This window comes from Streptomyces sp. HUAS 31 (assembly GCF_028198125.1).
Lineage (GTDB): Bacteria > Actinomycetota > Actinomycetes > Streptomycetales > Streptomycetaceae > Streptomyces > Streptomyces chartreusis.
Genome location: NZ_CP116353.1, coordinates 7,091,096 through 7,105,440 on the forward strand (window position 1 = coordinate 7,091,096; position 14,345 = coordinate 7,105,440).

13 protein-coding genes are annotated in these 14,345 nt (G+C 69.8%); 6 read left to right on the top strand and 7 right to left on the bottom strand.

Annotated features, from left to right (window positions below; translation table 11 throughout):
* Positions 1-102 precede the first annotated feature (102 nt).
* On the top strand, positions 103-990 hold the full coding sequence (locus tag PGH47_RS31615) for a FadR/GntR family transcriptional regulator (protein WP_271666199.1): 888 nt from the start codon (positions 103-105) through the stop codon (positions 988-990).
* Between the two features lie 302 nt (positions 991-1,292).
* On the opposite strand, the gene PGH47_RS31620 is transcribed toward PGH47_RS31615, so the two are convergent.
* Complete coding sequence (locus PGH47_RS31620; RefSeq protein WP_271668299.1) at positions 1,293-1,475, bottom strand: hypothetical protein; 183 nt, start codon at positions 1,473-1,475, stop codon at positions 1,293-1,295.
* On the opposite strand from PGH47_RS31620, the gene PGH47_RS31625 reads away from it, so the two are divergent.
* Both PGH47_RS31625 and PGH47_RS31630 read left to right on the top strand, forming a co-directional pair.
* On the top strand, positions 1,417-2,961 hold the full coding sequence (locus tag PGH47_RS31625) for an RNA polymerase sigma factor (protein WP_126899418.1): 1,545 nt from the start codon (positions 1,417-1,419) through the stop codon (positions 2,959-2,961). The genes PGH47_RS31620 and PGH47_RS31625 overlap by 59 nt on opposite strands.
* 143 nt (positions 2,962-3,104) lie before the next feature.
* Positions 3,105-3,962 carry a S1 family peptidase gene (locus PGH47_RS31630; RefSeq protein ID WP_271666200.1) on the top strand — a complete coding sequence of 286 codons (858 nt, stop codon included), beginning with the start codon at positions 3,105-3,107 and terminating at the stop codon, positions 3,960-3,962.
* Positions 3,963-4,074: 112 nt separating this feature from the next.
* On the opposite strand, the gene PGH47_RS31635 is transcribed toward PGH47_RS31630, so the two are convergent.
* Positions 4,075-4,305 (bottom strand): DUF7455 domain-containing protein, encoded by a 231-nt coding sequence (locus PGH47_RS31635; RefSeq protein ID WP_030945102.1) that lies wholly within the window; start codon positions 4,303-4,305, stop codon positions 4,075-4,077.
* Positions 4,306-4,750: 445 nt separating this feature from the next.
* Between PGH47_RS31635 and PGH47_RS31640 the strand changes: the two genes are divergently transcribed.
* From PGH47_RS31640 to PGH47_RS31650, 3 genes are all read left to right on the top strand, one after another.
* Entirely contained in the window at positions 4,751-6,874 is a 2,124-nt protein-coding gene (locus PGH47_RS31640) for a DNA gyrase/topoisomerase IV subunit B (protein WP_271666201.1), read from the top strand.
* Between the two features lie 249 nt (positions 6,875-7,123).
* Entirely contained in the window at positions 7,124-7,585 is a 462-nt protein-coding gene (locus PGH47_RS31645) for a DUF485 domain-containing protein (RefSeq protein WP_269644536.1), read from the top strand.
* Positions 7,582-9,174: a solute symporter family protein gene (locus tag PGH47_RS31650; RefSeq protein ID WP_271666202.1), complete on the top strand. Its 1,593-nt coding sequence runs from the start codon at positions 7,582-7,584 to the stop codon at positions 9,172-9,174. Before PGH47_RS31645 ends, PGH47_RS31650 begins: the two co-directional genes overlap by 4 nt.
* 183 nt (positions 9,175-9,357) lie before the next feature.
* Here the strand turns inward: PGH47_RS31650 and PGH47_RS31655 are convergent, their stop codons facing one another.
* The 5 genes from PGH47_RS31655 to PGH47_RS31675 form a co-directional block, all read right to left on the bottom strand.
* Entirely contained in the window at positions 9,358-10,038 is a 681-nt protein-coding gene (locus tag PGH47_RS31655) for a DUF7342 family protein (RefSeq protein WP_271666203.1), read from the bottom strand.
* Positions 10,035-11,717 carry a sensor histidine kinase gene (locus PGH47_RS31660; protein WP_271666204.1) on the bottom strand — a complete coding sequence of 561 codons (1,683 nt, stop codon included), beginning with the start codon at positions 11,715-11,717 and terminating at the stop codon, positions 10,035-10,037. The genes PGH47_RS31655 and PGH47_RS31660 overlap by 4 nt, the downstream gene beginning before the upstream one ends.
* A 286-nt stretch (positions 11,718-12,003) precedes the next feature.
* Positions 12,004-12,948: a sucrase ferredoxin gene (locus PGH47_RS31665; protein WP_271666205.1), complete on the bottom strand. Its 945-nt coding sequence runs from the start codon at positions 12,946-12,948 to the stop codon at positions 12,004-12,006.
* A 244-nt stretch (positions 12,949-13,192) separates the two neighbouring features.
* Positions 13,193-13,429 carry a hypothetical protein gene (locus PGH47_RS31670; protein WP_271666206.1) on the bottom strand — a complete coding sequence of 79 codons (237 nt, stop codon included), beginning with the start codon at positions 13,427-13,429 and terminating at the stop codon, positions 13,193-13,195.
* Between the two features lie 151 nt (positions 13,430-13,580).
* On the bottom strand, positions 13,581-14,132 hold the full coding sequence (locus PGH47_RS31675) for a DUF6082 family protein (RefSeq protein ID WP_271666207.1): 552 nt from the start codon (positions 14,130-14,132) through the stop codon (positions 13,581-13,583).
* Between the last annotated feature and the right edge of the window lie 213 nt (positions 14,133-14,345).

Genomic DNA, 14,345 nt, shown 5'->3' on the forward strand with positions numbered 1-14,345 from the left:
TTTCCGATAAGGCGTCAATTGCGACGGGGTGAGCGATCACCCTTTCGTGTGCTTTTCACCAAAGACCTCAAGGGAGTTGAAGAGGCCGCCGACAAAGGAACCGTGAGTACCCTTGCGCACACCATGATGACCGCCGCCCGCGCCGCCGACTCCGGTCTCGCCGGCCCGGGCGATCTCGACCGCTACCCCTACGCCGAGGCCTCCGTCGCCGACCGCGTCGGAGCCCCCGCCTGGGACAGCGCGGAGCCGGAACTGGGCCGTGTCGGCCGACGCGCCGCGGGCAACCGCGGACGCGGGCTGCACGGCCAACTCGTCCAACAGCTCGGCCAGATGATCGTCTCCGGAGACCTGGGCGCCGACCGCCCGCTGGTCCCGGAGGAGATCGGCCAGCGTTTCGAGGTCTCCCGCACCGTCGTCCGCGAGTCGCTCCGCGTTCTGGAGGCCAAGGGCCTGGTCAGCGCCCGCCCGAACGTCGGCACGCGCGTGCGCCCCGTCAGTGACTGGAACCTCCTCGACCCGGACATCATCGAGTGGCGGGCCTTCGGACCGCAGCGCGACGACCAGCGCCGGGAGCTGAGCGAGCTGCGCTGGACGATCGAGCCGCTCGCCGCCCGCCTCGCCGCCGGGCACGGGCGCGACGACGTCCAGCAGCGGCTCGCCGACATGGTCGAGATCATGAGCCACGCGATGGGGCAGGGTGACGTCCTCACCTTCTCCCGCGCCGACACCGAGTTCCACTCGCTGCTCATCCAGGTCGCCGGCAACCGCATGCTGGAGCACCTCTCCGGGATCGTCTCGGCCGCCCTCCAGGTCTCCGGCGGCCCCGTGACCGGCTGTGACCGGCCGAACGAGACCTCGCTGACGCTGCACAGCAGGATCGCCGACGCCCTCGCCACCGGCGACGGAGCGGCGGCCGAGACCGCCATGCGTCAGCTGCTCACGGTCCATCCCGAGGTGGAGCGCGTGGTGCCCGCACCCCGCGAGCACTGACCGCGCGCCAGGGTGACGCGGCCAGGGGCGCCTCCCCCTCCTGTGGCGCTCCCGGTCTGCGCAGCCCCCTCCCGTCGGACCCGCAGGATCCCGCGCGGATCCTGCGGGTCCGACGGTGCAAGGGGCGGTGGAATCGCCGTACAGTGCTAGGTCGAAGCAGCTGGCGACCGGTTTTGTCCGTGTCTGCATGCTTTTGATCGGTTACGGGATGTGACTCGGGCCACGCAGATTGGGCGTAACACTCGGGGAAACAGCGCGATGACCTAAGAGGTGACAGCCGCGGAGGGAATACGGACGCCGTTTCAGGCGCTGTGCATCTTCCCGGCCCCCGCCCGCACCGTCGGTCCAATCCCCAGGCCGGTGGTCGGCTCCTGTCCGTAGTGGACGGGGCCGGAAGCCGTTTTCCAACGTTCCGAGAGGTTGTTCGTGTCGGCCAGCACATCCCGTACGCTCCCGCCGGAGATCGCCGAGTCCGTCTCTGTCATGGCTCTTATCGAGCGGGGAAAGGCTGAGGGGCAGATCGCCGGCGACGATGTGCGTCGGGCCTTCGAAGCCGACCAGATTCCGGCCACTCAGTGGAAGAACGTACTGCGCAGCCTCAACCAGATCCTCGAGGAAGAGGGTGTGACGCTGATGGTCAGTGCCGCGGAGCCCAAGCGCACCCGAAAGAGCGTCGCAGCGAAGAGTCCGGCCAAGCGCACCGCCACCAAGACGGTCGCGGCCAAGACGGTGACCGCCAAGAAGGCCACCGCCACCGCCACGCCCGCGGCGCCCACCGCCGAACCCGCCGTCGAGGACGAGGCCCCCGCGAAGAAGGCCGCCGCCAAGAAGACGACCGCCAAGAAGGCTGCGGCGAAGAAGACGACGGCAGCCAAGAAGACCGCTGCCAAGAAGACGACCGCCAAGAAGGACGACGCCGAGGTTCTCGAGGACGAGGGTCTCGAAGAGGCGGCGCCCGGCGGCAAGGCCGGCGACGAGCCCGAGGGTGCCGAGAGCGCCGGTTTCGTGCTCTCCGACGAGGACGAGGACGACGCGCCCGCGCAGCAGGTCGCCGCCGCCGGTGCCACCGCCGACCCGGTCAAGGACTACCTCAAGCAGATCGGTAAGGTCCCGCTGCTCAACGCCGAGCAGGAGGTCGAGCTCGCCAAGCGCATCGAGGCCGGTCTGTTCGCCGAGGACAAGCTGGCCAACGCCGACAAGCTCGCTCCGAAGCTCAAGCGCGAGCTGGAGATCATCGCCGAGGACGGCCGCCGCGCCAAGAACCACCTGCTGGAGGCCAACCTCCGCCTCGTGGTCTCCCTGGCCAAGCGCTACACCGGCCGCGGCATGCTCTTCCTGGACCTCATTCAGGAGGGCAACCTCGGTCTGATCCGCGCGGTCGAGAAGTTCGACTACACCAAGGGCTACAAGTTCTCCACGTACGCCACCTGGTGGATCCGTCAGGCGATCACCCGCGCCATGGCCGACCAGGCCCGCACCATCCGTATCCCGGTGCACATGGTCGAGGTCATCAACAAGCTCGCGCGCGTGCAGCGCCAGATGCTCCAGGACCTGGGCCGCGAGCCCACCCCGGAGGAGCTGGCCAAGGAACTCGACATGACCCCCGAGAAGGTCATCGAGGTCCAGAAGTACGGCCGTGAGCCCATCTCGCTGCACACGCCTCTGGGCGAGGACGGCGACAGCGAGTTCGGTGACCTCATCGAGGACTCCGAGGCCGTCGTCCCGGCAGACGCCGTCAGCTTCACGCTCCTCCAGGAGCAGCTGCACTCGGTCCTCGACACCCTGTCCGAGCGCGAGGCGGGCGTCGTCTCCATGCGCTTCGGTCTCACCGACGGTCAGCCGAAGACCCTCGACGAGATCGGCAAGGTCTACGGCGTGACGCGTGAGCGCATCCGCCAGATCGAGTCGAAGACCATGTCGAAGCTGCGCCACCCGTCGCGCTCGCAGGTGCTGCGCGACTACCTCGACTAGGTCGCACACGCACCACGCGTTTTCACGACGCGAAAGGCCCGGTCCCCGAGTGGGGCCGGGCCTTTGCGTTTGCCCGCGGGTGCGGGGTGCGGCGTGCTGACTCACTCTGGGTTTCCCATGACCACCCGAGAGTGAGGAGCGCCATGCGTCGTCCCTTTGCCCGGGCGCTGGCCCGGCCGCTGGTTATGGCGGCAGTGGCGACCGCCGTACCGCTGGTGTCCGCAGCCCCCGCGGCCGCCGACAGCGTCGTCGTAGGTGGGTTCCCGGTCGATGTGTCCGACAGCCCCTGGACCGTGGCGCTGTCCAGCCGTGACCGGTTCGGGGGTACGCGGGCCGGTCAGTTCTGCGTCGGTGTGGCGGTCGGCCGGACCACCGTGCTGACTGCGGCCCACTGCCTGAGCGAGGGGGTCCTCGGGTCGTCGCCGGAACAGGTGCGCGACTTCAAGGTCATCACCGGCCGCTCGGACCTGCTGTCGGGCTCGGGACAGGAGATTCCCGTCCGGGGCGCCTGGGTGAACCCTGACTACGACGAGGACAGCAACAGCGGCGACTTCGCCGTGGTGAGTCTCTCGCACGCCCTTCCCGCCAGTGCGGTGATCGGGATGGCCGGTCCCGGCGACCCTGCCTATGTGCCGGGGACGCCGGCGCTGGTCTACGGGTGGGGGGACGTCACGGGCGCGGGCGACTATCCGCGCGGTCTGCGGGCGGCGCGGGTGCACGTGCTGCCCGACGCGCTGTGCAGTCAGGCGTATCCGGGCGGTGGTGACGGCAGGTACATGGCCGGCAGCATGCTCTGCGCGGGGGAGCGGACGGGTGGCAGGGACGCGTGCCAGGGGGACAGTGGAGGGCCGCTGGTCGCCCAGGGGAAGCTGATCGGGCTCGTGTCCTGGGGGAACGGGTGCGGCCGTGCGGGCAGCCCCGGCGTCTACACGCGGGTTTCCGAGATCGTGCGGGCCATGGGCTCGCGGGCCGGAGCGCAGGAGTCAGCGGCGGGCGGCTGAGGCCTCGCGGGACACGAGCGGGATATGAGCGCGGGCGGCCGTCCCTGATGTCAGGGGCGGCCGCCCGTCGACCGGCCTGTGCCGGAAGCTGGCTCGTCGTTGATGCGAGGTGTCAGCGCTCTTCTTCGGACGCCGATGCGGGAACGGACGTAAGCCGCTCCGTCTCGTCCTGTATCTCAGCGGCGATCTTCTTGAGTTCCGGCTCGAACTTGCGACCGTGGTGGGCGCAGAAGAGCAGCTCTCCGCCGCTGAGCAGGACGACGCGCACGTACGCCTGGGCGCCGCAACGGTCGCAGCGGTCAGCGGCCGTCAGCGGGCTCGCGGGGGTCAGAACAGTAGTCACGTCGCCTCTTCTCTAGCTCGACGAGCTGTCGTACCAGGGTCAACATCCAACCAGCCCCAAAACGTTCCCGCTCGTGGCTTCACCCAGAGAGAAATTTTTCGGGGGCGGCCGGCTGCTGCCGGCTTGGCGGCGAATGTGCCGTATTGCGTCGGTGTCTTGCTTACGGTTTCGCGCTGTTGGTCAAGGTCGGTCCCACCCGGCTGGCTTGCCGGTTTGTTCATGAGGACGTGCCCGGAGCCTAAATGGTTCATGCCTGGAAGGGAACGTGATATGTACTTCACCCCATAGAGGGATCGAACACCTATGCGACCCTGGACTAGTCTGTGTTTCGTACGAGGGTGGCGTTACAACGGCTCTACCAGGCCTCGGTACCCTCTTGACGGCGACCGAAGCCGCGCCCTTACCCACCAGGGCGCAACCTGAAATTCAGCGAGGAGCGAACCGCGTGACCGCCGAGACGTCCGTGCCGTCCACAGCGCTGCTGGCAGGAGCAGACCGGGACGGTTCCAACTACACCGCGCGGCACCTGCTCGTCCTCGAGGGCCTCGAGGCCGTGCGCAAGCGCCCGGGTATGTACATCGGGTCGACCGACAGCCGCGGTCTTATGCACTGCCTGTGGGAGATCATCGACAACTCCGTCGACGAGGCCCTCGGCGGCTACTGCGATCACATCGAGGTGATCCTGCACGACGACGGGTCCGTGGAGGTCCGCGACAACGGCCGGGGCATCCCGGTCGACGTCGAACCCAAGACAGGCATGTCCGGCGTCGAGGTCGTCATGACCAAGCTGCACGCCGGCGGCAAGTTCGGCGGCGGCTCCTACGCCGCCTCCGGCGGTCTGCACGGCGTGGGCGCCTCCGTGGTGAACGCCCTGTCCGCGCGGCTGGACGTCGAGGTGGACCGCAGCGGTCACACCCACGCCATCAGCTTCCGGCGCGGTGTCCCCGGCGCCTTCGCCACCGACGGCCCGAACGCAAAGTTCGAGGCCAAGAGCGGCCTGCGCAGGACCAAGAAGATCCCCAAGACGCGCAACGGCACGCGCGTGCGGTACTGGGCCGACCGCCAGATCTTCCTCAAGGACGCCAAGCTCTCCCTGGAGAACCTCCACCAGCGCGCCCGCCAGACCGCGTTCCTGGTGCCCGGCCTGACCATCGTCGTCCGCGACGAGCTCGGCCTCGGCGACGGCGGCAGCAAGGGCGAGGAGTCCTTCCGCTTCGATGGCGGCATCAGCGAGTTCTGCGAGTACCTGGCCACCGACAAGCCGGTCTGCGACGTCCTCCGCTTCGCCGGCCAGGGCACTTTCAAGGAGACCGTCCCGGTCCTGGACGAGCACGGCCAGATGACCCCGACCCAGGTCACCCGCGAGCTCGAGGTCGACGTCGCCATGCGCTGGGGCACCGGCTACGACACGACCCTGAAGTCGTTCGTGAACATCATCGCCACCCCCAAGGGCGGCACCCATGTCGCGGGCTTCGAGACGGCCGTAGCCGCCACCATGAACGAGGTCCTGCGCACCAAGAAGATGCTGCGCGTCGCCGAGGACGACATCGTCAAGGACGACGCCCTGGAGGGCCTGACCGCGGTCGTCACCGTCCGGCTCGCCGAGCCGCAGTTCGAGGGCCAGACCAAGGAGGTCCTCGGCACCTCGGCGGCCAGGCGCATCGTGAACACGGTGATCGCCAAGGAGCTCAAGGCGTTCCTGACGTCCACCAAGCGGGACGCGGCGGCACAGGCGCGCGTGGTGCTCGAAAAGGCCGTCGCGGCGGCCCGTACGCGCATCGCCGCCCGCCAGCACAAGGACGCGCAGCGCCGCAAGACGGCCCTGGAGTCCTCGTCGCTCCCCGCCAAGCTCGCCGACTGCCGCAGCGACGACGTCGACCGCAGCGAGCTGTTCATCGTCGAGGGAGACTCCGCGCTCGGCACCGCCAAGCTCGCCAGGAACTCCGAGTTCCAGGCGCTGCTGCCGATCCGCGGCAAGATCCTCAACGTCCAGAAGTCGTCCGTGACCGACATGCTCAAGAACGCCGAGTGCGGCGCGATCATCCAGGTCATAGGAGCGGGGTCCGGTCGGACCTTCGACATCGACGCCGCCCGCTACGGCAAGATCATCATGATGACCGACGCCGACGTCGACGGCTCCCACATCCGGACGCTGCTGCTGACACTGTTCCAGCGCTACATGCGGCCGATGATCGAGGCGGGCCGGGTGTTCGCGGCGGTGCCCCCGCTGCACCGGATCGAGCTCGTCCAGCCCAAGAAGGGGCAGGACAAGTACGTGTACACGTACTCGGACCGCGAGCTGCGCGACAAGCTCATGGAGTTCCAGAGCAAGGGCGTGCGCTACAAGGACACCATCCAGCGCTACAAGGGTCTGGGCGAGATGGACGCCGACCAGCTGGCCGAGACGACGATGGATCCGCGTCATCGGACGCTGCGGCGGATCAGTCTGACCGATCTGGAGGCCGCTGAGCGGGTCTTCGATCTGCTGATGGGCAACGACGTGGCGCCGCGCAAGGAGTTCATCTCCAGCTCGGCGGCGACGCTGGATCGGTCGCGTATCGACGCGTAGTCGCTGCGCTGGGCCGGGGCCGGGTTTTCGGCCTCGGCTTCGCCTTCGGCTGTTTTTTGGGCTCCCACCCGCACCGCCCGTGCGGCTTTCGTAGTCGCGTGCGGGTGGCTCCTGTGGGGGTCCGTCACCGTCGGCGGGATGCGGGAACATTTACCGACTTGCCTGGCTCTTCCGGTTTGAATCACCTGATGGGGTGAAGGGAGCAGAGAAGCCGGGTCGGCGATCTTTCCGTTCTGTCCATGCTTGGGCATGCACTCAAGCGATGGTCGTCCCCGCGAAGCCACAGGTGCGCGGTACGACGATCCCTGGTACGACGCCCTCGCCTCCGGATGGGGGGAGTCGGACGGTCCGGACGCCCCCGAGGCCGCCCCGCCTCCCGCCGGTGATGTGTACCTGGAGGTGCAGCGCAGCGCCGCCTTCCGCGAAGTGCGCAGCCGCTACCGGCGGTTCGTGGTGCCGGCGGTCGTCGTGTTCCTCTCCTGGTACGTGGCGTACGTCGTGGCGGCCACGACCGCACCGGGGTTGATGGCCCGTCCCGTCATGGGTGCCGTGAACGTCGCGATGCTCGCCGGACTCGGGCAGTTCCTCACGACCTTCCTGCTGACCTGGGCCTACGCCCGTCACGCGCGCCTGCGCCGGGACCGCGCGGCGCTCGATTTGCGTTGGGACACACAGGAGTTGACGCGCGTCGCGAAAGGCGGTGCCGCGTGACGGTCGACCATCAGACGCTGTCGCTGCTGCTGTTCAGCGCGTTCGTCGCGATCACACTCGGGATCACCACCTGGGTGAGCCGCAACCGGCGTGGCTCCGCCGAGGAGTTCTACGCGGGCGGCCGGCTCTTCACGCCCGCGGAGAATGGTTTTGCCATCGCCGGCGACTACATGTCCGCCGCCTCCTTCCTCGGCATCTCCGGGCTCATCGCCCTCTTCGGCTACGACGGGCTGCTGTACTCGGTGGGCTTCCTCGTGGCCTGGCTCGTCGTGCTGTTCCTGGTCGCCGAACTGGTGCGCAACTGCGGACGGTTCACGCTCGCCGACGTGGTCGCCTCGCGGATGAGCGAGCGGCCCGTGCGGATCGCGGCGGGAACTTCCTCGGTCACCGTGTCCGTTCTGTATCTGGTGGCGCAGATGGTGGGCGCGGGCACGCTGGTCGCGCTGCTGCTCGGGGGCAAGGGCGAGGCGGCGCAGTCCTGGACCGTCGTCGGCGTCGGCGCGCTCATGGTGATCTATGTGTCGTTGGGAGGGATGCGGGCCACCACCTGGATCCAGATCGTCAAATCGGTCCTGCTGCTCGGCGGCACCGTCGCGTTGACCGTGCTCGTCCTGCTGCGCTTCCACGGCGACTTCGACCAACTGCTGCTCACGGCGGCCGAACGCAGCGGCCACGGGGACGCGTTCCTCGCGCCCGGCCTGAAGTACGGCGGTGACTGGACCGCTCGCTTCGACTTCATCAGCCTTGGTCTCGCCCTCGTGCTGGGTACCGCCGGGCTGCCGCACATCCTGTCCCGCTTCTACACCGTGCCCACCGCCCGTGCGGCCCGGCGTTCGGTGGTCTGGGCGATCGGGCTCATCGGCGGCTTCTACCTGATGACGATCGTCCTCGGGTTCGGCGCGGCGGCGATCGTCGGCCCCGAGGCGGTACGCGGGTCGAACGCGGCCGGGAACACGGCCGTACCGCTCCTCGCCCTCGACCTCGGCGGCGGCGCGGACTCCACCGGTGGAACGGTTCTGTTCGCCGTGGTCGCCGCCATCGCCTTCGCCACCATCCTCGCCGTGGTCGCCGGCATCACACTCTCGTCCTCGGCCTCCGTGGCCCACGACCTGTACGCCTCGCTACGACGCCGGAACTCCAAGCCCCGCAGTGAGGTGGCCGTGGCGCGCGTCGCCGCCGTCGGCATCGGCGTGGTCGCGATCGGCCTCGGACTGCTGGCCCGGGACATGAACGTCGCGTTCCTCGTGGGCCTCGCCTTCGCCGTCGCCGCGTCCGCCAACCTTCCGGTGCTGCTGTACTCGCTGTTCTGGCGAGGCTTCACCACACGGGGAGCCGTCTGGTCCGTGTACGGAGGGCTCATCCCGGCCGTGGTGCTCGTGGTGCTGTCGCCGGTGGTGTCCGGCAGCCCCGAATCGCTGTTTCCCGCGGTCGACTTCCAGTACTTCCCCCTCCAGAACCCCGGCCTCGTCTCGATCCCCCTGGGCTTCGTCGCGGGCTGGCTCGGCACCGTCACCTCTGCGGAGGTGCCGGACGAGGCAAAGCATGCGGAGACCGAGGTGCGAGCGCTGACAGGGGCGGGGGCGGTCTAGGGCGGGCCGATGTTCCGTCGCCGTAGCCGTCCTACGGCTCTCTCCGCCGTCGTACGGCTGTCCCCGGCGCCAGGTATGGCCAAGCCCTCCGCGGCCTGTCCAGCCGTCGGCTGACGATTCGGCGGTCGGCATCCGTATGAAGAGGTGGCACGGTTCCCTTCCCCCGCCCCCACGGGCCGTGCCTCAGGCGCGGGTCGCCCACACGTAACGGTGTTCCGGGCGACCCGCGTCCCCGTACTTCAGGGTCAGACGGGCGCGTCCGGTGCGTTCCAGGAGCTTGAGATAGCGCTGGGCGGTCTGGCGGCTCACCCCGGTCCGTTCGGCGATCTCCTGGGCCGACAGTGGGCCCTCTGAGTTCATCAGGGCCTGCCGTACGAGTTCCGCGGTGGTGGGGGAGTGCCCCTTGGGCAGGTCGGGCTCCGTGGGGGCGGACAGTGCGCCGAAGATCTTGTCGACCTCGGCCTGTTCCGCCTCGCCACCACTGTCGAGGGTGCGGCGCAGCTCCGCGTACGCCTCCAGCTTGGCGCGCAGGCCGGCGAAGGCGAACGGCTTGACCAGGTACTGGAGCGCGCCCTGCCGCATCGCGGCCTGCACGGTCGTGATGTCCCGCGCCGCGGTCACCATGATCACGTCGGTCTGGTGGCCGCGCCGGCGCATCTCCTGGACGACCGCGAGACCCGTCTCGTCGGGCAGATAGTGATCCATGAGGACCAGGTCCAGCTGAGGCAGCTCCTCCACCCGGCGCAGGGCCTCGGCGGCGTTGTGCGCCTCGCCTGCCACGTGGAAGCCCGGCACCTTCTCGACGTAGGCGGCGTTGACCCGCGCGACGCGCGTGTCGTCGTCCACGACCAGGACCTCGATCATCGCGACTCCTCCTCGGCGACGGTGTGCGCATGCGGATCCGACGGCACGGCGAGGGCAGGCTCCAGGTCCGCCGCGGCCAGCGCCTCGGGCAGGACCACCGTGAACTCGGCGCCTCCGCCTGTCGCCTCCCCCACGGTCGCCCTGCCGCCCTGCCGTTCGGCGAGCCTGCGCACGAGGGGGAGCCCGATGCCGCGTTCGCGGTGGGCCGGGCGCTGCTTGGTCGACCACCCCTCGGTGAAGATCAACTCGCGCTGCTCTTCGGGGATTCCCGGTCCCGTGTCGCGCACCCGGAGGGTCGCGGTACGGCCCTCGGCCTGCAATTCGACCTCCACGCGTGCGTGCGACGTGCCCGCGGTGGCGTCCAGCGCGTTGTCCACCAGGTTGCCGACGATCGTGACGAGCCCCCTGGGGTCGATCAGCCGGTCCGGCAGCCCGGTGCGGTCCGCCAGGCTCAGCGCGACACCGCGCTCGGCCGCCACGGTCGCCTTGCCCACCAGCAGGGCGGCGAGCAGCGGGTCCTGGATCTTCTCGGCGACCTGTTCCGCGGTGGCCCGGTGATCGCCGACGACCTCGCCGACGAACTCCACGGCGTCGTCGTACATCTCCAGCTCCAGCAGCCCGAGGACCGTGTGCATGCGGTTGGCGTGCTCGTGGTCCTGGGCGCGCAGGGCGTCGATCAGGCCGCGCGTGGAGTCGAGCTCCCTGCCGAGCTGCTCCAGCTCGGTGCGGTCGCGCAGCGTGGCCACGGCGCCGCCGTCGTCGGTGGGCATGCGGTTGGCGACCAGGACGCGCTGGCCGCGGACCGTGAGCAGGTCGGTGCCGGTGACCCGGCCGGCGAGCACGTCGGCGGTACGGCCCTCGCCGAGCGCCTCGTCGAGGGACCGGCCGACGGCCTCGTCACCGATGCCGAGCAGGCGCCGCGCCTCGTCGTTGAGGAGGCGGATACGGCCGCCGCGGTCGAGGGCGACGACACCCTCCCGGATGCCGTGCAGCATCGCCTCGCGTTCCGCGAGCAGCGCCGAGATGTCGGAGAAGGCCAGGTCACGGGTCTGCCGCTGGACCCGGCGGGAGATCAGCCAGGCGGCCAGCGCGCCGACCGCCAGAGCGCCGCCTGCGTACGCGAACAGCCCTGGGATCGCGTGCAGCAGCCGGGCCCGCACGCTGTCGTAGGCGATACCGACCGAGACCGCCCCGACGATCTTCCCGTCGCCGTCGCGCAGCGGCACCTTGCCGCGGGCGGTGCGGCCCAGGGTGCCGCTGTCTATCTGCATCACGTCGTGTCCGGCGAGGGCCTGCCCCGGGTCGGTCGAGACGAGCCTGCCGATCTCGCTTGGGGTGGGGTGCGACCAGCGCACCCCGCGTCGGTCCATCACGACGATGTACTCGGCCTTGGTGGCCGTGCGAATCCGCTCCGCCTCCCGCTGCACCGGGCCGCCGGCCGTCGCGGGCGTCTCCGCCAGGTCCTCGGCGATCTGCGGCTGGGCTGCGGTGGTCTGCGCGATCGACAGCGCGCGGCGCATCGCCTGGTCGTCCAGCTGGTCGCTGAGCGGGGCGAGGAACAGTCCGGTCGCGAGCACCGCGACCCCCGCGGCGATCGCCACCTGCATCAGCAGCACCTGCGCGAACATCCGCCGCGGCAGATGCAGGCGCAGGCGACGGGCGGGGGGAGTGGGGCTCATGCCCATGACGGTACGTGGCGGTGGGGGGAGGGCCGTAGAGGGATGTGGCGTGGATCTCCTGATCGACGGGGTGGGTGGGACCGTGGGGTGTCAGGAGGGGCGTTGTGGGGCAGACAGCGGGGCGGTGGGAGCCTCGGAGGGGCGGTACGGGCCGCGTGGCCCTGTGTGGGGCCTCAGGGACGGGCACACGGTCGGTGGGCCCGCCGGAGAGGCAGAGGACGCGCTACAGGTCAGGCAAGGCGCCTCTGCACGCCCCTGGGGCAGCGCCGCCGCCCTGCCCCGCGAGTCAGCTCGCCAGTGCCGTCGCTGTCCTCAGCTCACGCAGCGCCACCACGTCCATGCGCGCCGGCGAGCCGAGCACCGACGTCCCACAGCTCTCGGCGCGGGGCGGCGCGGAAGCGCCCTGGGCCACGCTCACACGCCAGTGCCGTCCGTCCACGTGGGCGACGGTCACCTCCCACCGCGGGGCCGCGCCGTCGGTCCGTACGACGCTCAGCGCCTCGGCGGCGGCCTCGCCCGTGGCCCTGCGCACGGCCAGCTCGGCCGCCTGGCCGTGCCGCTCCCAGGCCGAGTTCCCGCGGCAGCCCTCCACGACGATCCGGCCCTCCCGGACGCTGTGCAGGACCTCCTTGACGGCATGGGCCTGCGCCCGGCCGTACGCGTAGCCGTACGGCAGCACGAGCAGCGTGGGGGAGAACCGGTGTCCGCCCAGGTGAGTGACCTCCCAGACCCCGTCCACCCCTGAGGCGGCGAGCTCCGCCGCGAGCGGGCGGCCCAGCAGGGCGCAGCAGCGGTCGCGCTTGCCGTTGGTGCAGACGAGCGCGAGCGGGTCGCCTGTGTGGGGCTGCCCCTGGAGAACGGAGTCGAAGGTGTGGTGGTCGCCCATGCCGAGGGTGGTGAAGTCCAGGTCGAGCAGACGCTGGGGGTCGCTGATCGTGGCGGCGTGCAGCCATACGTTGCCGGGGACGGTGTGGGCGACGTAGACCTGGCGTTCGGCGGGCCCGCCGCAGTCCGCGTGGCGGCCGGGGCGGCGGATAAGTGCGATGCGTACGCCCGTGCCCTGTGCGGCGGCCTCCAGGGCGCGGCCCAGTGCGGGATCCAGGTGGCTCTGGGTGAGCGCCTTGGCACCCCACGGACCGGGCTGCTCCAGCAGCAGCCATGTCGTCGCGGTCGCCGCGGTCCCCGCGATCGGCTCGTCGAGGTCCTGCGAGACGGTTGAGCACGTACTCACAGAGGTGAGCCTAACCTGACTTGGCGTGGCGTGAGGGCTCAGGGGGCGCCCTGCTGCTCAAGGGGCGTCAGACATGCGTGTGGCCTGGTGCCGTTCTGGCGCCAGGCCTCATCGGTGGAGATCGAGCAGTGACGGGGTACCGGCTGCTCGCCGGGTGCGTGGTGGCCCGGCTCGCTCAACGGTGGCTTGCGACCGGGAAGTGGGACGGTACGGGTCCGGTTGGACGCGTGCTCGTGCGGGGCTGTCAGGCGTCGGGGATGTCTGCCTTGGCGCGGATGAGAGTCTCCCGGCTGACGATGACAATGCGCTCGTAGTCGGCGCGGGCGGCATCGGCGGGCAGTTCCGGCTCAAGCGTCTCGGTGGCCTCGGTGCCGATGACGGCGAAGTTCCCGTCGCTGAGTTCGAACACGTCCGGGCAGGTCGCTCCTGAACTACTGCCTCGGGCGCTTGGAGGCACACCGATGCGGCGCACGATCTTCAAAGGTACCGGTCCTTAGGAACAAGGGGCTGGGCATAGTGGTGGGAAGCACGGTACTGGGGTTTGTGAGTCCCCTGAGGCTGGATGCCAAAAAGTCACCCGGTCGCGCCCTACTCGCCTTGCTGTTGACTGCCCCGGTGTCGCGGGCCCTCGGTCAATCTGCGGGAGGGGTGCCGACGACCCACCACTCGTCCGTATCGGATTCGTCCAGGTCGCGGACGAGGCCGTCGACCATCTTGCCCAGCTGGGCTTCCACGGACGACTCGTCGAGGCTGGCTCGCATATGGCGCGACGCCTCCCAGTACTCGCGGAAGACGGCGCTCTGGAAGAACTCCCGCAGGCGTGTGTACAGCTCCTCTCGGTCCAGGAGTTCTGCCTGGTAGAGGTGGTAGAGGTGGACGTACCAGGCGTTGGCGTAAAGGAACTGACGGCGACTCTCCGCCGGGATGTTCTGGTCGTAGGTGTCGATCACCGCCGCGAGGGAGGGGTCGTCGATGGCCCTCGCCAGCAACTCCCAGTGCATACGCTGTTGATGGGCCAGAGCTGTTCGCCGGATCGCGAGTTCCTCGAGCTCGAGCTGTCGCTCGTGCAGGCGGGTCTTCTCGGATCGCCATTGACGCGCTGTCAGCGCAACCGTGGCGGTGGCTGCCAAGAGGGTGAGTGCGGCGGAACCCAGCCTCCGTGCGAAACGTTTCTGTGTGGCCATGTCAATTACCCCCGATCAGGCGGCCGTCCGCCGGTCGTCGGGGTGCGGGTCGACGGGAGGGGACCGGCGAGCGGTGGGCGGCGCTTGCCGTCTCCCAGAGTGCCGAGCGGCTCTGATCGGCGGGGAGGCGGAGAGGAGGCGCACAGGGGGATGCGAGGGTCGCACACTCCGGCGCCATGCCCAACGTCTGCCCGGCAAGTGCAGCTAACAATC

Excerpts from the sequence above, each read along its gene's own strand:
- PGH47_RS31620 (WP_271668299.1), bottom strand. The coding sequence starts at position 1,475 with ATGACAGAGACGGACTCGGCGATCTCCGGCGGGAGCGTACGGGATGTG.
- PGH47_RS31630 (WP_271666200.1), top strand. The coding sequence starts at position 3,105 with ATGCGTCGTCCCTTTGCCCGGGCGCTGGCCCGGCCGCTGGTTATGGCG.
- PGH47_RS31645 (WP_269644536.1), top strand. The coding sequence starts at position 7,124 with ATGCACTCAAGCGATGGTCGTCCCCGCGAAGCCACAGGTGCGCGGTAC.
- PGH47_RS31655 (WP_271666203.1), bottom strand. The coding sequence starts at position 10,038 with ATGATCGAGGTCCTGGTCGTGGACGACGACACGCGCGTCGCGCGGGTC.
- PGH47_RS31660 (WP_271666204.1), bottom strand. The coding sequence starts at position 11,717 with ATGAGCCCCACTCCCCCCGCCCGTCGCCTGCGCCTGCATCTGCCGCGG.
- PGH47_RS31675 (WP_271666207.1), bottom strand. The coding sequence starts at position 14,132 with ATGGCCACACAGAAACGTTTCGCACGGAGGCTGGGTTCCGCCGCACTC.